This window comes from Saccharopolyspora gloriosae, assembly GCF_014203325.1.
Taxonomy (GTDB): domain Bacteria; phylum Actinomycetota; class Actinomycetes; order Mycobacteriales; family Pseudonocardiaceae; genus Saccharopolyspora_C; species Saccharopolyspora_C gloriosae.
In genome coordinates this window covers 4,628,263-4,650,377 of the sequence record NZ_JACHIV010000001.1, presented here as the reverse complement: position 1 = coordinate 4,650,377, position 22,115 = coordinate 4,628,263, and the positions used below count along the sequence as shown (strand labels likewise).

The following is a 22,115-nucleotide window of genomic DNA, read 5'->3' as shown; positions in this document are numbered from 1 at the left end:
CAGGACCGGACTTGACCGCAGGCTTAAGGACGGCGGAGGCGCGCTGTTGACTTGCTTGGTTTTAGATCCATAGTCTGATGATGTCGTTGAATTCTGGTAATGAATTCGAATAAATGATGGATCTGCGTTTCTCGCCAGCCAGAGAGGAATGGTCGATTTCCTATGACATCCAGCGGCACCATGCGAGCGCGAGCCACGCCTGCCGGAGCGACAGACGATTCCGGTGACGATTACCGGGACATCTTCCGGTCGTTGTTCGAGCAATCCGGGATGTGCATGGCCAACCTCGACTCGGGCATGCGGGTGCTGGAGGCGAACCGGTACTTCTTCAAGCAGTTCGGCCGCGGCGCCGCCGACGTGCGCGGGCGCAGCTTCTACGACTTCCTGCACCCCAGCGTGCGCGGCAAGTTCCAGTACCAGTTCGGCCGGCTCACCGAGGGGCGCAACCCGCGGTTCGTCGAGCACGCGGTCGCCATCGGGGCGAAGGACGCGCTGTTCGGCGGCGAGCTCACCGGCATCGCGGTGCCCGGCAAGTCCGGTCGCGTCGAGGGCGTGATGGTCCTGCTGCAGCCCGACGAGGCCCAGCGCTCCGCCATGGTCGGTGGCAAGGAGAAGCTGCTCAGCGAGGTCGACGCCCGGATCCTGGAAGGGGTCGCGGCGGGCGAGTCCACGGTGCAGCTGGCCGCGAAGCTCTACCTGAGCCGGGGCGGCGTCGAGTACCACGTGACGACGCTGCTGCGGAAGCTCAAGGTCACCAACCGTCCCGCCCTGGTCTCGAAGGGCTACTCGATGGGCATCCTCGGGGTCGGCCAGTGGCCGCCGCGCGTGCTCCCGGAGTACGTGAAGTGATCGGCGGCCCCGTCGGGGGCTCGCCCGCGCCGGATACGGCGCGATCGGACGGACCCGGTCCGGCCGGAGATCTTTCGGGAAAACCTGAGATCCGCTGTGCATCGGTTGCCCGCGGGGTGATCGAGCTGCAAGGTCAACTTTCCGGTGCCGGCCGCTCGCGCTCCGCGCTGAGCAGCCGCACCGGGTGCTAGTCGAACCAGGGGAGGGCTGTGCGCGTGATCGTCACCGTCACGGCGAACCCCAGCCTCGACCGCACCGTGCAGGTGCGCAAACTCGTCCGAGGCGGCCTGAACCGGGCCTCGTCCATCCGGGTCGACCCCGGTGGCAAGGGCATCAACGTCGCTCGCGCGCTGGCCCTGCACGGCGTCGACGTGCGGGCGGTCGTCGCGGCCGGCGGCATCGAGGGCGAACAGCTCGTCGCGCTGCTCGCGGGCATCAGCATCGACGTCGTGCGGGTGCCCGCCGTCGGACCCGTCCGCATCAACATGAGCGTCGTCGAACCGGACGCCACCGTCACCAAGTTCAACGAGCCCGGTGCGCTGCTGGACGACGGTGACGCCCGCGCCTTGGCCGAAGCGGTGCTGAGCGGGGCCGAAGGCGCGCACTGGGTCGTCATCGCGGGCAGCCTGCCGCCCGGAGTGGACAGCGCCTACTACGCCGGGCTGATCCGGATGGTCGGCTCGCTCGGGGTGCCGGTGGTCGTCGACACCAGCGGGCCCGCGCTGCGCGAAGCGGTGCAGGCGGGACCGGCCCTGGTGAAGCCCAACCTGCGGGAGCTGGAGGAGACCGTAGGTCACCCCATTACAACGATCGGTGACGTGGCCGACGCCGCCGATGAGCTGTTGGAGCTCGGTGCGGGCACCGTCCTGGCCAGCCTGGGAGCCGATGGAGCCCTGCTGCGCGGCCACGACGGGAACTGCTACGCCGAAGCGCCCGTGACCGCGCAGAACACCGTCGGCGCCGGGGACGCTTTACTCGCCGGATATCTTTCCGAAGGCTGCGGTGGTCTGCCCGCGCTGGTCACCGCGGTGGCCTGGGGCGCGGCAGCGGCCTCGCTGCCGGGTAGCGCCATGCCGCAACCGCACGACCTGCGCCCGGACCTGGTGCGCGTCGCGTCCCGGGTGCCCTGGGACCGTCGGCTGCACCGGGACCCCTGAGCGCGGGGAGGCGGTCGGCGAGGCAGAGGACAACGGCGTCGGCGAGGTACGGGAAGTGACAACCATGTCAGGGACGGTCACCGAAGATTCGAGATCGAAGGCGCAGGCGCAGCGGGCTCGCGTCGTAGTGCAGCGTTTCGGCGGGCAGCTGGCCGGCATGGTCATGCCCAACATCGGCGCGTTCATCGCCTGGGGGCTGATCAGCGCGCTGTTCATCCCGTCCGGCTGGTGGCCGAACGCCCACCTGGCGCAGCTCAAAGAGCCGATGATCACGCTGCTGCTGCCGGTGCTGATCGGTTACACCGGTGGCCGCCAGGTGCACGGGCAGCGCGGCGCGGTGGTCGGCGCGGTCGCCACTATCGGCATCGCGATCGGCGCCGAGATCCCGATGTTCCTGGGCGCGATGATCGTCGGGCCGCTGGCGGGCTGGGTGCTGCGCCGGTTCGACGGCACCGTCGGCAAGCGGGTGGCACCGGCGTTCAAGATGCTGGTGGACAACTTCGCCTCCGGGATCATCGGCGGCATCTTCGCGGTGCTGGGGTTGCTGGCCATCGGGCCGCTGATCGAGAGCGTCACCGTGGCGCTCGGCCACGGCGTGCAGGCGTTGCTGCACATGCACCTGCTGCCGCTGGTGGCGATCATCGTGGAACCGGCGAAGGTGCTGTTCCTCAACAACGCCGTCAACCACGGCGTGCTCGGCCCGCTGGGCGTCTCGGAGTCGCTGGCGCACGGCAAGGCCATCGAGTTCCTCGTCGAGCCCAACCCGGGGCCGGGCTTCGGCGTGCTGCTGGCGATCACCGTGTTCGGGCCGGCCGCGATGCGCGCGACCGCGCCGGGGGCGCTGGTCATCCAGTTCCTGGGCGGCATCCACGAGATCTACTTCCCCTACGTGCTGGCCGCGCCGAAGTTGCTGCTGGCGACCATTTCCGGCAGCGCGGCCGGGCTGTTCGTGTTCAGCGTGACCGGAGCCGGTCTGGTCGCCACGCCCTCACCGGGCAGCGTGGTGGCGCTGCTGGCGGTGACGCCGAAGGGCGGCTATCTGGGCGTGATCGCCGGGATCGCGGTCTCGGCGGTGGTGTCGTTCCTGGTGGCCTCGGTCGTGCTGAAGCTCGGCAGGCGCGAGGACGGCGTCTCGACCGGTGGAGCGGTCCGATGAGCGCCGGGTCGGCGGCGTCGCGCTGGTTGCGCGCGATCGGCTTCGCCCAGCGCCGGGTTCGCGGATCGCACGACGAGCTGCGGGAGGAGCCCGTGCCGCCGAGCGAGGTCGAAGACGCCCGGCGGGAAGGAGAGGAGCGCTCGATGGGCACGATCGAAGGTTCTGCGGTGCACAAGGTGGTCATCGCCTGCGACGCGGGGATGGGCAGCAGCGCCATGGTCGCCGCGCAGCTCGCGGGCAGGCTCAAGCCCTACGACGTGAAGGTCTCGCACGCCTCCGTCGGTGACATCCCGGCCGACGCCGACCTGATCCTCTGCCAGGAGACGCTGCTGGAGCGGGCGCGGCGGGAGGACACCGGTTCCGCGGTCATCCTCGGTTTCCGCAGCTTCCTCGGCGACCCGGTCTTCGACGAGGTCGAGCAGGCCGTGCGCGAAGGCGGACCCCTCGGGGAGGGCGGCAACCGTGGTCGTTGAGGCCCGTCCGCCCCGCCCGCTCGCGGTACGGCTGGGCCGGACCGCCGCGGGCTGCGCCGACGCCATCGACCAGTGCGGCAGGCTGCTGGTCGAGACGGGCGCGGTGGACGGGCCGTACGTCGCGGCGATGCACGAGCGGGAACGCTCCATGACCACCCACCTCGGCGAAGGCGTGGCGATCCCGCACGGCACCACCGAGTCCCGCCGCTTCGTGCGGCGCACCGCGCTGGTCGTGGTCCAGTTCCCCGGCGGCGTGCGCTGGAGCGACGGGGCGACGGTCCGGCTGTGCGTGGCCATCGCGGCGGGTGCGTCGCCGGCCGACGGGTCCCCTGATCCGGCGGGCGCGCAGCACCTGGGCGTGCTGGCGGCGCTCGCGACGGTCCTGATGGATCCGGTGCGGGCGCGCGAACTGCGCGAGGCGCCGGACGAGGCGACGGTCGATCGGCTGTTGCGGTCCACTGAGGAGGACAGGTGAAGGTCGCACGTTTCTACGCCCCCGGCGACATCCGGATCGAGCAGGCGCCGGAACCGGAGGCCGGGCCGGGTGAGCTGAAGCTGCGGGTGCGCAACTGCTCCACTTGCGGCACCGACCTGAAGATCATGCGCCACGGGCACCACCACATCGATCCGCCGCGGGTGATCGGCCACGAGATCGCCGGTGAGGTGGTCGCGGTGGGCGAGGGCGCGCAGGGCTTCGCGCCGGGCGACCGGGTGCAGGTGATCGCGGCGATCCCGTGCGGCGAGTGCGGGTACTGCAAGCGCGGCAGGCAGACGGTGTGCCCGAACCAGCGCTCGATGGGCTACCACTACGACGGCGGTTTCGCCGAATACCTCACGGTTCCGGAGCAGGTGCTGCGAGTGGACGGGGTGAACGTGCTGCCCGACGGGCTCGACTTCGCCGACGCCTCGGTGGCCGAACCCCTCGCCTGCGTCCTCAACGGGCAGGAGCTCGCCGGGGTGGGGCCGGGCGACGTGGTGGTCGTCGTCGGCTCCGGCCCGATCGGCTGCCTGCACACCCGGCTGGCGCGGGCCCGCGGCGCCGCGGCGGTCTACCTCGTGGAGCTCAACGCGCAACGCCTGGAGCAGGCGGCCGGACTGGTCCGCCCGGACGCGACGATCCACGCCGCGGAGACCGACCCGGTCGCCGAGGTGCTGCGGTTGACCGACGGCATCGGCGCCGACGTGGTCATCACCGCGGCGGCCTCCGGCGAGGCCCAGGAACAGGCGCTGCAGATGGCGGCGCGACGCGGCCGCATCAGTTTTTTCGGTGGTTTGCCCAAGGATTCACCGATCATCGACTGCGATTCCAACGCCGTGCACTACCGTGAGCTCACGATCGTCGGAGCCAACGGGTCCACCCCGGAGCACAACCGGCGGGCGTTGCGGTTGATCGCTTCCGGCGAGGTCCCGGTGCACGACCTCATCACCCACCGGCTGCCGCTGGACGGCGTGCTGGACGCGATCCACACCGTCAGCACCGGCGCGGCGATCAAGGTGACCATCGAGCAGTGATCGCGTGCCCAGGGCCCGCGGTTCCGGTGATCCGGACCGCGGGTCTTCGGCGTTGACGGGAAGGGAGCGGCGAAGTGCTGCGGGAACGGGAGAACGAGACCACGTTGCTGCGCGCGTCCTTGGAGCGGGCGCGCCACGGCGACGGTGGTCTGCTGGCGTTCTCCGGCCCGTTCGGCATCGGTCGCTCGGCGCTGCTGGCCGAGGCCGCGTCGACCGCGCGGGAGCAGGGCGTGCGGGTGCTGCGGGCCGTGGCCACCACCCCGGAGCGCGACATCCCGTTCGGCGTGCTGACGCAGTTCTCCTGCTGCACCACCGAATCCGAGGTGGGACCGGACTTCACCACGATGCGCAACGGGTTGCTCACCTCGAGCGAACCCGTGCTGCTGCTCGTGGACGACCTGCAGTGCGCGGACGTGGAATCGCTGCGCTGGATCGACCGGTTGTGCCGTGCGGTGGCGGACTCGCGCGTGCTGGTGGTCGTGGCGCACCGCGACGGGCAGGCCGCCACCGACCCGGCGGTGTTCGCCCGCGTGCTCGACCGCGCCGCGCACCGCCGCGCGCTGGCCCCGCTGAGCGCCGAAGGGGCCGGCGCCGTCGTGCGGGACGTGTTCGGCGTGCCCGGCGACGCCCGGTTCGTCGCCGCCTGTCACCGGATGTCGCACGGCAGGCCGCTGCTGCTGCAGGCCATCGCGTGCGGTCTGCGCGACAGCGGCAAGCGCTCCGACGAGTCCGATGTGGACGCGGTGTGGTCGTTGCGGCCGTCGGTGGTGGCGGAGCGGGCCAGGGCGGCGCTGCGCGCGCAGCCCGAACCGGTGCTGGCCACCGCGCGCGCGGTGGCGCTGCTCGACGCCGCGGAACCGGAACGCCTCGCGGAACTGGCCGAGCTCGCCCCGGAGGCGTGCGCTGCCGCCATCGACGCGCTCGTCGCGCTGGGCGTGCTCACGGACCCGCAGCGCCCCCGCTTCGCGCACCCGGTGATCAGCGACGTGGCGGAGGGCGGGTTGACGCCCGCGGAACTCAGCGAGTGGCACCGCAGGGCGGCCCGGCTGCTGCAGACCGACCAGCGGCCGGTGGAGGTCGTGGCCGAGCACCTGTTGGCCTCGGACGCCTCGCAGGGCGAGTGGGCCACCGGCGTGCTGCACGCCGCCGGGCGGCGCGCGCTGGACCGGGGCGACGTGCCCGCGGCGATCCGCTGCCTGCGGCGCGCGCTGCTGGCCTGCCCCACGGCGGGCGCGGAGCGCTCGGTGCTGCTGGCGGACTTGGCGGAGGCGGAGCGCTCCAGCGCGCCGGTCGCCGCGATGCGCCACCTGTCCCAGGCGCTGCCCCGGTTCGCCTCCACCGGGCAGCGCGCGGCGGCGCTGGCGGAGGTGCCGCCGATGCTGCTGGCGGTGGCGCCGCTGTCGATGCACGCGGCCTTCGAGGAGTATCGCGCGCACGAGGAGCTGGAACCCGCGGTGGCGCTGGCCATCGACACCCGGATGCGCGCGGCCCGGTTCGGCGACCCCAGCTGGTGCGCCGACACCCGCGAACGGTTCGACGCCTTGAACCCCGACGACCAGGTGGATCCGGAGCGCGCCGCGGTGCTGCTCTACGCGGCCACCCTCACCGGTTCCGACGTGAAGGCGGTGCTGCCGTGGGCGCGCCGGGCGCTGGCGAGCGGAACCGAACCGCGCCAGGCGTTCGGCACGGTGACGCTCGCGGCGCGGGCACTGTCGCTGGCCGACGAGGTCGGCGAGGCCGACGCGTGGATGGCGGAGGTGACCGCCGCGCTGGGCGACCGCGGCGAGCGCGCCGCCGAACGCCTCATCATCGACGCCGAGCGGGCCGCCGCGCTGGTGCGGGCGTGCCGGTACGCGGAGGCGGTGGCGCTGGCGGAGAGCACGCTGCGCCGCTGCGACCCGGCGCTGGTCTCGGTGGTGTCGCGGTGCTTCGAGACGCTGGCGACTGTCGTCCTCGACGCGGTGGACACCGGCGCGGCGGCTCGGGTCCTGGCCCGGCACCGGGACTGGGACCAGGCCGTGCAGGTGTGGGTGCGGGAACTGCGCGACGCCGCGCTGGCGGTGAGCCTGCAGGACTTCGGTTCGGCGCTGGAGCACCTGCTGGAGTGCGGGCGCGAACGGGAACGGCTCGGCTGGACCAACCCGTGCCTGCTGCCGTGGCGGAGCTGGGCCGCGCTGCTCTACCACCGCTTGCAGCGCACCGAACCGGCCGTCGAACTGATCTCCGAGGAGTACCGGCGGGCGGTGGCCTGGGGCGCCCCCAGCGGCGTCGGGCGCGCGTTGCGCGTGTGGGGCGCGGTCACCGAGGGCGACGCGGGATCGGAGCTGTTCCGGCGGGCCGTCGAGGTGCTGGGCGGCGGCGGACCGGCGTGCACGTTGGAACTGGCCAAGGCGCACCTGATGCTGGGGCGCAGGCTGCTCGGCTCGGACCGCCTCGATGCCGCCGCGCACCTCAACGAGGGCGACGAGCTGGCCGCGTCCTGCGGGGTGCCGAGGTTGCGCTCGGTGGACGAGATCGCGGGCGACGGCCCCGGCACGCAGGCCGAGCTGACCCGCGCGGAACTGCGCATCGCGAAGCTGGTGGCCGGTGGCCTGGGCAACCAGCAGATCGCCACCGAACTCGGCGTCAGCTCCCGCGCGGTCGAGAAGCACCTCACCAAGGTCTACCGCAAGCTCGGCGTAGCAGGCCGAGCCGGCCTCGCCGACCTCGCGGACTCTCTTGACGCGGGGTGAACGGTCCTTTCGGAGTGACCTGCGTAAGTGGTCGTTCAGCGGAACCTCAGCGGTTTCCTCGCTGCGGGATCTTTTTTCCAAGTGGCTCCGCCACGAGGAAAAAAGCCGTCCTCGCGAGGAAACCGCTGAGAACCCGCCGGTGGTCGACTTGCTCAAGCTGGTCACTGCTCAGCGGCTCCGCCACTGACAAGATCAAAAGATCCTTCTAGTGGCGGTTCTAAGGATCGTTTCGGCCGGGCGACCCATCGGTTTGATCACGGTCGTGCGGCCGGCTGCCGGGTCGCGGGTCAGTGTGCCGAGGGTGTTCGGTGCAGGGTGCTGAGCTCCTCGGTGAGTTCGGCGTTGACGGCTGCGGCCTGCTGGACCAGGTAGAAGTGGCCGCCGCGGAAGGTGCGCAGGCGGAACGCGCCGGTGGTGTGCTCCTTCCAGCGCAGCGATTCGTCCACTGTGGACTTCGGGTCCTCGTCGCCGATGAGCACGGCGATCGGGCAGTCCACCACCCGGTCCCGGCGCGGCGGGTAGGTCTCCACCGCGCGGTAGTCGTTGCGGATCGCGGGCAGCGACATGCGCACGATCTCCTCGTCCTCCAGCGCCGCCGCGGCGCCGTTGAGGGTGCGCACGTCGGCTAGCAGCCCGTCGTCGTCGAGCAGGTGCACCCGCTCGTCGCGGGCGGTGCCCGGCGCGCGGCGGCCGGACGCGACCAGCGCGCGCGGCGGTGCGCCGGCGCCGTGCTCCAGCCGGTGCGCCACCTCGAAGCCGAGCAGCGCGCCCATGCTGTGGCCGAAGAACACCGTCGGCAGCTCCGGTTCGGCGGCCAGCACCGCCGTGATCGCCTCGGCGTACTCGTCGATGTTCGTGATAAGCGGCTCCCGGTGCCGGTCCTGCCTGCCCGGGTACTGCAGCACCACGACGTCGGCGGCGGGGGAGTGCGCGGTCGCGACCGGTCGGTAGAAGCTCGCCGAGCCGCCCGCGTGCGGGAAGCACACCAGGCGCACCTCGGCGCCGGGTGCCGGGTGGTAGCGGCGCAACCACTTGCCGGGATCCAGATCGGTCACGGGGTCTCCTCTGCGAAGGGGTCTGCTGCGGCGGCTCGGATCGGCCTGGTCACAGCGGGATGTTGCCGTGCGCGCCGCGTCCGGGCGGGGTGGTGGCGAGGGCGTCGGCGAGGCGGTGGCGGGTGTCGGCGGGGTCGATGAGCTCGTCGACGACGCCGATGCTCATCGCGCGCCCGACGCCGCCCGCGACGCGTTCGTGCTCGGCGATCAGCGCCTGCTCCAGCGCCGGGCGGTCGTCGTCGGTGGCGGCGGCGAGCCGCTTGCGGTGCAGCACGCCGACGGCGGCCTTCGCGCTCATCACCGCGACCTCCGCGTCCGGCCAGGCGAACACGGCGGAAGCGCCCAGCGAACGGGAGTTCATCGCGATGTACGCGCCGCCGTAGGACTTGCGGGTCACCAGCGTCACCCGCGGCACCACCGCCTCGGCGAAGGCGTGCAGCAGCTTCGCGCCCCGGCGCACCACGCCGCCCCATTCCTGCCCGACGCCCGGCAGGTAGCCGGGCACGTCGACCAGCACGACCAGCGGGACGCCGAACGAGTCGCAGAACCGCACGAACCTCGACGCCTTCTCCGCCGACAGCGAGTCCAGGCAGCCGCCCTTGCGCAGCGGGTTGTTCGCGAGCACGCCGATGGTCCGGCCGCCGAGCCTGCCGAGGCCGGTGACCATGTTCGGCGCCCACTTCGGTTGCAGCTCCGCGAATCCCTCCGGGCCGTCGTCGAGGATCGCGCGCACCAGCGGGCGCACGTCGTAGGCGCGCTTGGGCGATTCCGGCAGCAGCGCCCGCAGGTCCTGCCGCTCGCCGAGCGCGTCCAGGTCGAACGAGCCGGGGGAGCTCAGCAAGGCGGTGACCCGGCGGGCCTGCCGGAACGCCTCCTCGTCGGAGGCGGTGGTGAGGTGCGCGACGCCGGACTTCGCCCCGTGCGCCTCCGGGCCGCCGAGCCCGGCCATGTCGATCTGCTCGCCGGTCACCGACCGCACCACGTCGGGTCCGGTCACGAACACCCGGCCGCCCTCGGACATGATCACGAGGTCGGTCAGCGCAGGCCCGTAGGCGGCACCGCCCGCGGCCGGTCCGAGCACCACCGACAGCTGCGGAACCACGCCGGAGGCCCGCACCATCGCGGCGAACATCAGCCCGATGCCGTCCATCGCGGCGACGCCCTCGGCGAGCTTCGCGCCGCCGGAGTGCCAAATCCCGATCACCGGGAGGCGACGCCGCACCGCGCTGTCGATGGCCTCGACGATCGGCGGGCACTCGTCGACGCCGATCGCACCGCCCTTGCGGGTGGCGTCGGTGCAGTAGACGACGACCTCGGCGCCGCCGATCCGGCCCTGCCCGACGACGACCGCCACGCCGCCCTCGCGCCAGGTCACCTCCAGGCTGCCCTCGTCGAGCAGCCGCGACATCCGGTGGACCGGGTCGCGCGGATCGGCCGGAGCCTGGTCGAGCCCGGCTGGTTCCGTGACGGACGAAGTCATCGCACACCTCCTGCCACACCCCAGTACACCAATCCACGACCAAGAGAATTCCTAGTCCGCGCAACGGCCACCTTCTGGCGGCTTGATCAGCGGGTCGGGTAGCGGAACCTCAGCGGCCTTCTCGCTGCCCGCTTTCCTGGTGTGGCCGCGATTTCTCAGGTATGCCGTACACAGCGAAATCGCTGTCCTCGCGAGAAGACCGCTGAGAACCCGCCGGTGGTCGTCGTGCTCAAGCCGGTCACTGCTCAGCGGCTTCGCCGCTGACAAGACGGTGATCAAAGACCTCCCTCGCCGACGTCGAGAAACGAAGTGCTGAGGTTCCGCTACCCGACCCGCTGCGCAGGCCACCCTAGAGAACCGGAAACGAAGTACTGAGCGAATCCCTAGGGTGTGCTTGATTTCTTTGACACTTCGCGTGATCGGCTGCCAGCGTCAGGACCGGGCCGAGCCGGGCGTTCCCGGCGGTTGCCTTTCGACCTGTGCTGGTACCCGGCGCGCCGCCGCGCGCCTTCCCGCGGCCGTCCACGCGGTCGGCACGGGTGGTTCGTTGTCAGGTGGTGGAAGGGGAAGCACATGTCCAGGCGAGCGCTGATCACCGGGATCACCGGGCAGGACGGCTCCTATCTGGCCGAGCACCTGCTCGCCCAGGGATACCAGGTGTGGGGCCTGAACCGAGGTCAGGCGAACCCCCGCAAGTCCCGCGTCAGCAGGCTGGCGTCCGATCTGTCCTTCGTGGACGGTGACCTGATGGACCAGGGCAGCCTGGTCTCGGCGGTGGACCTGGTCCAGCCGCACGAGGTCTACAACCTGGGCGCCATCTCGTTCGTGCCGATGTCCTGGCAGCAGGCCGAGCTGGTCACCGAGGTCAACGGCATGGGCGTGCTGCGCATGCTGGAGGCGATCCGCATCGTCAGCGGCCTGCACGGTTCCAGCGCCGCCGGGTCGGACGGCATCCGCTTCTACCAGGCGTCGTCCTCGGAGATGTTCGGCAAGGTCGCCGAGACGCCGCAGAGCGAGACCACCACGTTCCACCCGCGCAGCCCGTACGGCGTGGCGAAGACCTACGGGCACTACATCACCCAGAACTACCGGGAGTCCTACGGCGTGTGGGGCGTGTCCGGCATCCTGTTCAACCACGAATCCCCGCGCCGTGGCGCGGAATTCGTCACCCGCAAGATCTCGCTGGCCGTGGCGCAGATCAAGCTGGGGCTGCAGGACAAGCTGTACCTGGGCAACCTGGACGCGGTCCGGGACTGGGGTTTCGCCGGCGACTACGTGCGCGCGATGCACCTGATGCTGCAGCAGGAGCAGCCCGCGGACTACGTGGTGGGCACCGGGCGGATGCACTCGGTGCGCGACGCGGTGCGGATCGCGTTCGAGGCGGCCGACCTGAACTGGGAGGACTACGTCGCGATCGATCCGACGCTGGTGCGCCCGGCGGAGGTGGAGACGCTGTGCGCAGATTCCTCCCACGCCCGCCGCGAACTCGGCTGGGAACCGAAGGTGGACTTCACCGAGCTGATGACGATGATGGTCGAGTCCGACATCCGCCAGGCCTCCCGCGAACGCGACTACGCCGAAGTCCTTTCCGCCGCGAGCTGGTGACCGCCCGGCCCCACCACCGGAAGAACTTCCCCCGCACCACCGCCGACAACCGGCCCCCGAACTCGCGTCCCGACGCGACCGGGGGCCGGTCTGCGTTCCTGCCCTGCGAGGCGATGAAAGCGTTGCCCGGGCCCGAGACTCAGGAGCCCGCGCGGATCTTGTGGTCTTTGTCCTGTCAGCGGCGAAGCCGCTGAGCAGTGACCAGCTTGAGCAACCGGACGACCCGCGGGTTCTCAGCGTTCTTTTCGCGAGGACGGCTTTTTCCCTCGTGGCGGAGCCACTTGGGAAAAAGATCCCGCAGCGAGAAGAACGCTGAGGTTCCGCCACCCGCCCCCTACGCAGGTCACGAGGAGAGCACTCCTAAGGATTTTCCTGCCTGGCAGTGGTGAGACTGGGCGCATGTCTTGGTGGGCGGAAGTGTGCGCGCGTCCGGTCGCCGTGCGGCGGACCGCGGGCGCGTCCGGTGGTGCGCGGCCGGGTTGAGCGGGACGCCCGGTGCCGTGGCGCGGCACCGGGCGAGCGCACGGTTCCTGGAACTCCGCAGATGTGCCGGGCAATGGGCCGGCCGGATTCGGCCGTGGGAGCCCCTGAGGGGGCCGCCTGAGATGGGTTGGGTGGACATGGACAACGAACAGAAGCTCCGGGACTACCTGAAGCGGGCCAGCGCGGACCTGAAGCGGTCCCGCGCGCGCGTGCAGGAGCTGGAGGACGCCGCCCGCGAACCCATCGCCATCGTCGGGATGAGCTGCCGGTACCCCGGTGACGTCGCCGGCCCGGAGGACCTGTGGCGGATGGTCGCCGAGGGGCGCGACGGCATCTCCGGTTTCCCGGCCGACCGCGGCTGGGACCTCGACGAGCTCGACACCTCCACCCGCTCCGGCGGATTCCTGCACGGCGCGAGCGAATTCGACGCGGACTTCTTCGGCATCTCCCCGCGCGAGGCGCTGGCGATGGACCCGCAGCAGCGGGTGCTGCTGGAGGCCACCTGGGAGGCCTTCGAGCGCGCGGGCGTCGACCCGGCGTCGATCCGGGGCAGCCGCACCGGCGTGTTCATGGGCGCGATGGCGCAGGACTACCGCGTCGGCCCGGCCGACGACGTGGACGGCTTCCAGCTCACCGGCAACAGCGGCAGCGTCCTGTCCGGCAGGCTCTCCTACACCTTCGGCGCCGTCGGCCCGGCGGTCACCGTCGACACCGCGTGCTCGTCCTCGCTGGTGGCGCTGCACTTGGCCGCGCACTCGCTGCGCTCGGGGGAGTGCTCGCTGGCGCTGGCGGGCGGCGTCACCGTCATGTCCAGCCCGGCGACTTTCCTGGAGTTCTCCCGGCAGGGCGGGTTGTCCGTCGACGGCCGCTGCCGCTCCTTCGCCGACTCGGCCGCCGGGACCGGCTGGGCCGAGGGCGCCGGTGTGCTGGTGCTGGAGCGGCTCTCCGACGCGCGTCGCAACGGGCACGAAGTCCTCGCGGTGGTGCGCGGCAGCGCGGTGAACCAGGACGGCGCGTCCAACGGCCTGACGGCGCCGAACGGCCCGTCGCAGCAGCGCGTCATCCAGCAGGCGCTGGTGAACGCGCGGCTGTCGGCGTCCGAAGTGGACGTCGTCGAGGCGCACGGCACCGGGACGGTGCTCGGCGACCCGGTGGAGGCGCAGGCGCTGCTGGCCACCTACGGCAAGGACCGCGAGGCGGACCGGCCGCTGTGGCTGGGATCGGTGAAGTCCAACATCAGCCACACCCAGGCCGCCGCCGGTGTCGCCGGCGTCATCAAGATGGTGCTGGCGATGCGCCACGGGCTGCTGCCGAAGACGCTGCACGTCGACGAACCCTCCTCGCACGTGGACTGGAACTCGGGGGCGGTGCGGCTGCTCACCGAGCACACGTCGTGGCCGGAGTCGGACCGCCCGCGCCGCGCGGGAATCTCCTCGTTCGGCATCAGCGGTACCAACGCGCACACCATCATCGAGCAGGCGCCCGAGCCGGAACCGGTCGAGGCGGCACCCGTGGTGCCCGCGGGTGCCGTTCCGGTCGCGCTGTCGGCGAAGTCCGGCGAGGCGCTGCGCGAGCAGGCCCGGCGGCTGCTGTCCTTCGTGGACTCCGCCGAGCCCGAGCCGCTGGACGTGGCGCTGTCGGCGGCCACCCGCGCCGGGCTGGAGCACCGCGCCGTCGTCACCGCCGCCGACCGCGCGGAGCTGCGCGCGGGACTGCGCGCGCTCACCGAGGACGCCGAACCGGCCGGAGTGGTCCGGGGTTCGGCGCGATCCGCGGGCAAGCTGGCGTTCCTGTTCACCGGGCAGGGCGCGCAACGCCTCGGCATGGGCCGCGAGCTGCACGCCCGGTTCCCGGTTTTCGCCGAGGCGCTGGACGCGGCGCTCGCCGAGCTCGACGCCCACCTGGACCGCCCGCTGCGGGAGGTCCTGTTCGCCGAACCGGGCACCGCCGAGGCCGCGCTGCTGGACGAGACCGGCTACGCGCAGCCCGCGCTGTTCGCGATCGAGGTGGCGCTGTTCCGCCTCGCCGAGTCGTGGGGCCTGCGCCCGGACCACGTGGCGGGGCACTCCATCGGTGAGATCACCGCCGCGCACGTGGCCGGGGTGTTCTCGCTCGCGGACGCGTCCGCGCTGGTCGCCGCGCGCGGACGCCTGATGCAGGCGTTGCCGCGCGGCGGCGCGATGATCGCGCTGGAGGCGACCGAGGACGAGGTCGCGCCGCTGCTGACCGATCAGGTCTCGCTGGCGGCGGTCAACGGTCCGCGTGCCGTCGTGATCTCGGGCGACGCCGATGAGGCGGTGGCGGTCGCGGAGCACTTCGAGCAGTCGGGGCGCAAGGCGAAGCGGCTCACGGTGAGCCACGCGTTCCACTCGCCGCTGATGGACCCGATGCTCGACGAGTTCCGCGCCGTCGTGGCCGGGCTGGCACCGCAGGAACCGCTGCTGCCGCTGGTGTCCACGCTCACCGGCGAGCCCGCCACCGTGCAGGAACTGGCCGACCCCGACCACTGGGTGGCGCACGCGCGCCGCGCCGTGCGGTTCGGCGACGCCGTGCGCTGGCTCGACGAGCACGGCGTGCGCTCGTTCCTGGAACTGGGCCCGGACGGGGTGCTCAGCGCCATGGTGCCGGGCAACCTCGACGCGCGGCCGGACGCGGTGATCAGCCCGCTGCTGCGCGGCGACCGGCCGGAGGTCGCGGCCGTCACGCGCGCGCTCGCGGAGCTGCACGTCACCGGCACGGCACCGGACTGGGCGGAGTTCTTCGCCGCCACCGGCGCGAGCCGGGTGCAGCTGCCCACCTACGCGTTCCAGCGCCGCCGCTTCTGGCCGAAGGGCCCGCGCGCGGACGGCGACGTCCGCTCCGCCGGGCTCGGCGCCGCGCACCACCCGCTGCTGGCGGCGGCGGTGGCGCTGGCGAACTCGGACGGGGTGCTGCTCACCGGCAGGCTCTCGGTGCGGTCGCACCCGTGGCTGGCCGAGCACGCCGTCGGCGGCACGATCCTGCTGCCGGGCACCGCTTTCGTGGAGCTCGCGCTGCGCGCCGGGGACGAGACCGGCTGCGACCGCGTCGAGGAGCTGACGCTGGCCGCGCCGCTGGTCCTGCCCGAGCAGGGCGCGGTGCAGGTGCAGGTGTGGCTCGGCGGCCCCGACGAGACCGGGCGCCGCGAGCTGAGCCTCTACTCGCGCCCGGACGGCGCGGACGAGCAGCCGTGGACGCGGCACGCCACCGGTGTGCTCACCGCCGCCGAGCAGGACGAGCCCGCCGACTTCGGCCCGGAGTGGCCGCCCGCCGGTGCGCAGCGGGTGGAGCTCGACGGGCACTACGAACGGCTCGCCGCCGACGGATTCGGCTACGGGCCGGTGTTCCAGGGCCTGCGCGCCGCCTGGCGGCGCGGCGACGAGGTGTTCGCCGAGGTGGAGCTGCCGGACTCGGCGCGTTCCGAGGCGGGCGCGTTCGGGGTGCACCCGGCGCTGCTCGACGCGACGCTGCACGCCGCCGCGTTCACCGGGCTCGGCGAGCAGAACCGGGGCGGGCTGCCGTTCTCCTGGGAGGGCGTGACGCTGCACGCCACCGGTGCGTCCACCGTGCGGGTGCGGCTGGCTCGCGCCGCGGACGACGCGGTGTCGCTGGCGGTCGCCGACCCGTCCGGGGCGCCCGTCGCCTCGGTGGAGTCGCTGGTGCTGCGGCCCGTCGCCGATCAGCGCCTGGACGCCCCGGAGCGGGACGCGCTGTTCCGGCTGGACTGGACGCCGATCTCGACGCGCGCCGCGGCGCCCGGCTCGATCGCCGTGCTGGGCTCGGCCGCGGACGCCGGTGCGCTCGGGGTTCCGGTCGCGGACCTCGCTTCGGTTCCGGAGGACACCGAGGTCGTCGTGGCGCACCTCGGTTCCCCGGACGACTCGACGCCGGAGGCGGTGCACGCGCTGTCGGCGCGGGCGCTGGAACTCGCCCAGACCTGGCTCGACCAGGAGCACGACGCGCGGCTGGTCTTCGTCACGCGCGGCGCTCGCGCGGGAACCGACCTGGCCGCGGCGGCGGTGTGGGGCCTGATCCGCACGGCGCAGGCCGAGACTCCCGGCCGCTTCGGCCTGGTCGACCTCGCCGGCACCGAGGCCGAGGCGCAGCTGGAGCAGGCGCTCGGCTTCGCCGACGAACCGCAGCTGTCCGTTCAGGACGGTCGGCTGCTCGCCGCGCGCGTCGCCCGCGCCGCGGCGCCCGACACCGATACCGCGTCGTGGGACCCGGCCGGGACGGTGCTCATCACCGGTGGCACCAGCGGGCTCGGCGCGCTGTTCGCCCGCCACCTGGTCACCGAGCGGGGCGTGCGGCACCTGGTGCTGAGCAGCCGCCGCGGCCCCGCCTCCGACGGCATCGACGCGCTCGTGGCCGAGCTCGCCGAGCACGGCGCCGACGTGCGGGTCGCCGCCTGCGACGCCGCCGACCGGGATGCGCTGGCCGCGTTGCTGGCCGACGTGCCCGCCGAACACCCGCTCACCGCGGTGATCCACACCGCCGGGGTGCTCGACGACGGGGTGCTGGGATCGCTGACGGCGCAACGGCTCGACGCGGTGCTGCGCCCGAAGGTCGATGCCGCCTGGCACCTGCACGAACTCACCCGCGAGCACGACCTCGCCGCGTTCATCACGTTCTCCTCGCTGGCCGGTGCCGTCGGCGCCGCCGGGCAGGCGAACTACTCCGCGGCCAACGCGTTCCTCGACGCGCTCGCCGAGCACCGGCGTGCGCAGGGACTCCCGGCCGTGTCGCTGGCCTGGGGGCCGTGGGCCTCGACCGGTGGCATGACGGGCGCGCTCAGCGAGACCGACCTGCGCCGCCTCACCACCGCGGGCACCCCGCCGCTGGACCCGGAGCAGGGCATCGCCCTGTTCGACGCGGCGCTGCGCACCGGCGACGCGGTGCTGCTGCCGGTGCGGCTGGACCTGCCGGTGCTGCGTTCGCGCGGCGCCACCCCCGCGTTCCTGCGCGGCCTGATCCGCACCCCGGGGCGGCGCGCGGCGCGCACCGCCTCCGGCAAGGCGGCGGGACTGGTGCAGCGGCTCAGCGGCCTGGGCGCGGCGGAACGCGCCGAGGCGGTGCTGGAACTGGTGCGCAGCCAGGTCGCCGCGGTGCTCGGGCACGGTGGCGCCGCCGACATCGACCCGGAGCGCGCGTTCCAGGACCTCGGTTTCGACTCGCTGACGGCGGTGGAGCTGCGCAACCGGCTGGCCACGGCCACCGGCCTGCGCACCTCGGCGACCGTGGTGTTCGACTACCCGACGGCGCGGGCGCTGGCCGCGCACGTGCGCGACGAACTGCTCGGCGCGGAGTCCGAAACCGACGACACCGCCGGGGTGGCGGTGTCCGGCGATCCGATCGTGATCGTGGGCATGGCCTGCCGGTATCCGGGCGGGGTGTCCTCGCCGGAAGACCTGTGGCGGCTGGTGTCCGAGGGCACCGACGCGATCACCGGGTTCCCCGTGAACCGGGGCTGGGACCTGGACGCGCTCTACGACGCGGACCCGGACGCGCCCGGCACCTCCTACACCCGTTCCGGCGGTTTCCTGCACGACGCGGCGGAGTTCGACCCGGCGTTCTTCGGCATGAGCCCCCGCGAGGCGCTGTCCACGGACCCGCAGCAGCGGTTGCTGCTGGAGTCGTCCTGGGAGGCCGTGGAGCGCGCCGGGATCGACCCGAACTCGTTGCGCGGCAGCCGGACCGGCGTGTTCGCCGGGGTGATGTACAACGACTACAGCGCGGTCCTGGCGGGCGGTGACTTCGAAGGCCACCAGGGCAGCGGCACCTCGCCGAGCATCGCCTCCGGGCGGGTGTCCTACACGCTGGGGCTGGAAGGCCCGGCGGTCACCGTGGACACCGCGTGCTCGTCCTCGCTGGTGGCGATGCACTGGGCGATGCAGGCGCTGCGGGCCGGGGAGTGCTCGCTGGCGCTCGCCGGTGGTGTCACCGTCATGTCCACCCCCGCGTCGCTGATCGAGTTCTCCCGGCAGCGCGGCCTGTCCACCGACGGGCGCTGCAAGGCGTTCTCGGACGACGCCGACGGCGTCGGCTGGGCCGAGGGCGTCGGGATGCTGCTGCTGGAGCGGCTTTCCGACGCGCGTCGCAACGGGCACGAAGTCCTCGCGGTGGTGCGCGGCAGCGCGGTCAACCAGGACGGCGCCTCCAACGGCCTGACGGCGCCGAACGGCCCGTCGCAGCAGCGCGTCATCCGGCAGGCGCTCGCCGCCGCCGATCTGGCTGCTTCGGACGTCGACGTGGTGGAGGCGCACGGCACCGGCACTTCGCTCGGCGATCCGATCGAAGCCCAGGCGCTGCTGGCGACCTACGGGCAGGAGCGGGAGAACCCGCTGCTGCTGGGCGCGATCAAGTCCAACATCGGCCACACCCAGGCCGCCGCGGGCGTCGCCGGCGTGATCAAGATGGTGCAGGCGATGCGGCACGGCGTGCTGCCCCGCACCCTGCACGCCGACACCCCGTCCGGGCACGTGGACTGGGACTCGGGAGCGGTGGAACTGCTCACCGCCGAGACCTCCTGGCCGGAGTCCGACCACCCGCGCCGCGCGGGCGTGTCGTCGTTCGGCATCAGCGGCACCAACGCGCACCTGATCCTCGAACAGCCGGGACCCGTGGAGCAGCCCGAGCCGCGCACCGCGCCGGACTCCGTGGTCGCGTGGCCGCTGTCCGGCAAGACCCGCGCCGCCCTGCGCTCGCAGGCCGCGCGCCTGGTCTCCGCGCTGGAGGCCGACCCCGAGCGCTCGCCGGTGGACGTCGGGTTCTCGCTGGCCACCACCCGCCCCGCGTTCGAGCAGCGGGCCGCCGTGCTCGGCTCGGACCGGGCGGACCTGCTGGCCTCGCTGCGGTCGCTGGCCGCCGACCGGCCGGACCCCGCCGTGGTGGCGGGGGAGACCGGTGACGCGGGCCGCCTGGTGGTGCTGTTCACCGGCCAGGGCAGCCAGCGCGCCGGGATGGGCCGCGAGCTGCACGCCCGGTACCCGGTGTTCGCCGCCGCGCTGGACGCGGTGCTCGCGCACTTCGACGCCGAGTTCGAGCGCCCGGTGCGGGAGGTGCTGTTCGCCGAACCGGACACCGCCGAGGCCGCGCTGCTGGACGAGACCGGCTACGCCCAGCCCGCGCTGTTCGCCCTGGAAGTGGCGCTGTACCGGCTCGTCGAATCGCACGGCGCGGTGCCCGCGCAGCTCGCCGGGCACTCCATCGGCGAGCTCGCCGCCGCCCACGTGGCGGGCGTGCTGTCGCTGCCCGACGCGTGCGCCCTGGTCGCCGCCCGCGCCCGGCTGATGCAGGCGCTGCCCGCCGGGGGCGCGATGATCGCCGTGCAGGCCACCGAGGACGAGGTCGCGCCGCTGCTGACCGAGCAGGTCTCGATCGCGGCGGTCAACGGCCCGAGCTCGGTCGTGCTCTCCGGCGCCGACGACGAGGTCACCGCGCTCGCCGCCCGGTTCGCCGACCGCAAGACCAAGCGGCTCACCGTGAGCCACGCGTTCCACTCCCCGCTGATGGACGGGATGCTCGACGAGTTCCGCGAGGTCGCGGCCGGGCTCACCTACCACGCCCCGGCGATCCCGCTGGTGTCCAACGTGACCGGCGCCTTCGCGGGAGACGAGGTGCGCACGCCGGAGTACTGGGTCGAGCACGTCCGCGCCACCGTCCGCTTCGCCGACGGCGTGCGCGCCATGGCCGACGCGGGCGCCCGCACCTTCCTGGAGCTGGGCCCGGACGGCGTGCTCAGCGCGATGGCCCAGGACGTCCTGGGCGACGAGGCCGAGTTCGTGCCCGCGCTGCGCGCCGACCGCGCCGAGGAGCTCGCCGCGACCACGGCGCTGGCCCGGCTGCACGTGCGCGGCGTCCCGGTGGACTGGGCCGCGCTGCACCCGGACGCGCGTCGCGTCGACCTGCCCACCTACGCGTTCCAGCGCGAGCGGTACTGGCCGGAGCACGCGTCCGCAGCACCCGCGAGCGACCCGGCCGACGACCGGCTGTGGGCGGCCGTGGACCGCGGGGCCGCCGACGAGCTCGCCGACCTGCTCGGCCTGGAGGACTCCCAGCACGCCTCGCTGTACGCGCTGCTGCCCGCGCTGGCCTCGTGGCGCCAAGGCAGGCACGAGAAGGCGCTGCTGGACTCGTGGCGCTACCGCGTGGACTGGCGTCCGCTGAGCACGCCCGCACCCGCCGTGCTGACCGGCACGTGGTTGCTGGTGAGCACCGCCGAGGTCGCCTCCGACGACGTGGCCGACGCGGTGCAGGCGCACGGCGCGCAGGTCCGCGAGCTGGTGCTCGACGACGACTGCGCGGACCGGGAGGTGCTGGCGGCGCGGCTCGGCGGCGTCGAGGACGTCGCGGGCGTGGTGTCGCTGCTGGCCGCCGACGAGCGACCGCACGGCGCTGCGCTCACCACCGGACTGGCGCTCACCACCGGACTGGCGCACAACGCCGTGCTGGCGCAGGCGTTGGGCGATCTCGACCTGAACGCTCCACTGTGGATGATCACTAGGGGGGCGGTGTCGACCGGGTCGGACGACCCGCTCGCGAACCCGGCGCAGGCCGCGACCTGGGGTCTCGGGCGCGTGGTCGCGCTGGAGCGGCCCCGCGCGTGGGGCGGTCTCGTCGACCTGCCCGCGGAGCTGGACCGGCAGTCCGCCGCCCGGCTGGCCTGCGCGCTCGCCGGCATCGGCGACGAGGACCAGATCGCCGTGCGGGCCTCCGGGGTGTCCGGGCGCAGGCTGCTGCACCACCCGATCGCGGAGTCGGCGGGCGAGTTCGCGCCGTCCGGCACCGTGCTCATCACCGGCGGCACCGGCGCGCTCGGCGCCGAGATCGCGCGCTCGTTCGCGGCGGCCGGGGCGGACCGGCTGGTGCTGACCAGCCGCCGCGGCCCGGACGCCCCGGGCGCCGCGGAACTCGCCGAAGAACTCCGCGAACTCGGCACCGACGTGCACCTGGCCGCCTGCGACGTCGCCGACCGCGACGCGCTCGCGGCGCTGCTGGCCGAGATTCCCGACGCGCACCCGCTGACCGGCGTGGTGCACGCGGCGGGCATCGGCCAGGCGAATCCCTTGCACACCACCGATCTCGACGAGTTCGCGACCGTGGTGTCCGCGAAGGTCGCGGGCGCGGCGAACCTGGACGCGCTGCTCGGGGACCGCGCGCTCGACTTCTTCGTGCTGCTGTCCTCGGTCGCCGGGAGCTGGGGCAGCGGCGGGCAGAGCGCCTACGCGGCGGCGAACGCGCAGCTCGACGCGCTCGCCGAGCACCGCAGGGCGCGCGGCCTCGCCGCCACCGCCCTCGCCTGGGGCCCGTGGGCCGAAGCCGGCATGGCCACCGACGAGGCCATGGCGGAGAACCTGCGCCGCACCGGGCTCGGCATGCTGGCTCCCGGTGCCGCGCTCGCCGAACTCCGCCGCGCCATCGCGCACCGCGACGTCGCCGTGACCGTCGCCGACGTGGACTGGGCGCGGTACCACCCGATCTTCACCGCGGGCCGCCCCAGCGCGCTGCTGTCCGAGCTCACCGAGGTGCGCGCGCTGGAGCAGCCCGCCGCCGAAGCGGACGGCGAGTTCGCCGCCCGGCTGCGCGGGCTCGACGA

The 22,115-nt window shown here is 73.3% G+C and carries 11 protein-coding genes (1 of these 11 running past the window's edge); 9 read left to right on the top strand and 2 right to left on the bottom strand.

What is annotated here, in order from left to right:
* Positions 1–162 precede the first annotated feature (162 nt).
* The 7 genes from BJ969_RS20170 to BJ969_RS20140 all read left to right on the top strand — a co-directional run bounded on the left by BJ969_RS20170 (position 163) and on the right by BJ969_RS20140 (position 7,879).
* Entirely contained in the window at positions 163–849 is a 687-nt protein-coding gene (locus BJ969_RS20170) for a LuxR C-terminal-related transcriptional regulator (RefSeq protein ID WP_343071506.1), read from the top strand.
* 215 nt (positions 850–1,064) lie between these two features.
* Complete coding sequence (locus BJ969_RS20165; protein WP_184480965.1) at positions 1,065–2,006, top strand: hexose kinase; 942 nt, start codon at positions 1,065–1,067, stop codon at positions 2,004–2,006.
* Between the two features lie 64 nt (positions 2,007–2,070).
* Complete coding sequence (locus BJ969_RS20160; RefSeq protein WP_184485554.1) at positions 2,071–3,162, top strand: PTS transporter subunit EIIC; 1,092 nt, start codon at positions 2,071–2,073, stop codon at positions 3,160–3,162.
* On the top strand, positions 3,159–3,635 hold the full coding sequence (locus BJ969_RS20155; RefSeq protein WP_246457018.1) for a PTS sugar transporter subunit IIBC family protein: 477 nt from the start codon (positions 3,159–3,161) through the stop codon (positions 3,633–3,635). The genes BJ969_RS20160 and BJ969_RS20155 overlap by 4 nt, the downstream gene beginning before the upstream one ends.
* Positions 3,625–4,110 (top strand): PTS sugar transporter subunit IIA, encoded by a 486-nt coding sequence (locus BJ969_RS20150; protein WP_184480964.1) that lies wholly within the window; start codon positions 3,625–3,627, stop codon positions 4,108–4,110. Before BJ969_RS20155 ends, BJ969_RS20150 begins: the two co-directional genes overlap by 11 nt.
* Positions 4,107–5,147, top strand: a complete 1,041-nt coding sequence (locus BJ969_RS20145) for an alcohol dehydrogenase catalytic domain-containing protein (protein ID WP_184480962.1) — start codon at positions 4,107–4,109, stop codon at positions 5,145–5,147. The genes BJ969_RS20150 and BJ969_RS20145 overlap by 4 nt, the downstream gene beginning before the upstream one ends.
* A gap of 74 nt (positions 5,148–5,221) precedes the next feature.
* Positions 5,222–7,879 carry a LuxR C-terminal-related transcriptional regulator gene (locus tag BJ969_RS20140; protein ID WP_184480959.1) on the top strand — a complete coding sequence of 886 codons (2,658 nt, stop codon included), beginning with the start codon at positions 5,222–5,224 and terminating at the stop codon, positions 7,877–7,879.
* Positions 7,880–8,166: 287 nt separating this feature from the next.
* On the opposite strand, the gene BJ969_RS20135 is transcribed toward BJ969_RS20140, so the two are convergent.
* Complete coding sequence (locus BJ969_RS20135) at positions 8,167–8,934, bottom strand: alpha/beta fold hydrolase (RefSeq protein ID WP_184480957.1); 768 nt, start codon at positions 8,932–8,934, stop codon at positions 8,167–8,169.
* Positions 8,935–8,983: 49 nt separating this feature from the next.
* Positions 8,984–10,414: an acyl-CoA carboxylase subunit beta gene (locus BJ969_RS20130; protein ID WP_184480955.1), complete on the bottom strand. Its 1,431-nt coding sequence runs from the start codon at positions 10,412–10,414 to the stop codon at positions 8,984–8,986.
* 573 nt (positions 10,415–10,987) lie between these two features.
* Between BJ969_RS20130 and BJ969_RS20125 the strand changes: the two genes are divergently transcribed.
* Positions 10,988–12,019, top strand: a complete 1,032-nt coding sequence (locus tag BJ969_RS20125) for a GDP-mannose 4,6-dehydratase (RefSeq protein WP_184480953.1) — start codon at positions 10,988–10,990, stop codon at positions 12,017–12,019.
* 620 nt (positions 12,020–12,639) lie between these two features.
* Positions 12,640–22,115, top strand: the 5' portion of a protein-coding gene (locus tag BJ969_RS20120) for a type I polyketide synthase (RefSeq protein WP_184480951.1). Its footprint extends 18,271 nt past the window's final position; only the first 9,476 of its 27,747 coding nucleotides appear in the window; its start codon is at positions 12,640–12,642; its stop codon lies beyond the right edge, outside the window.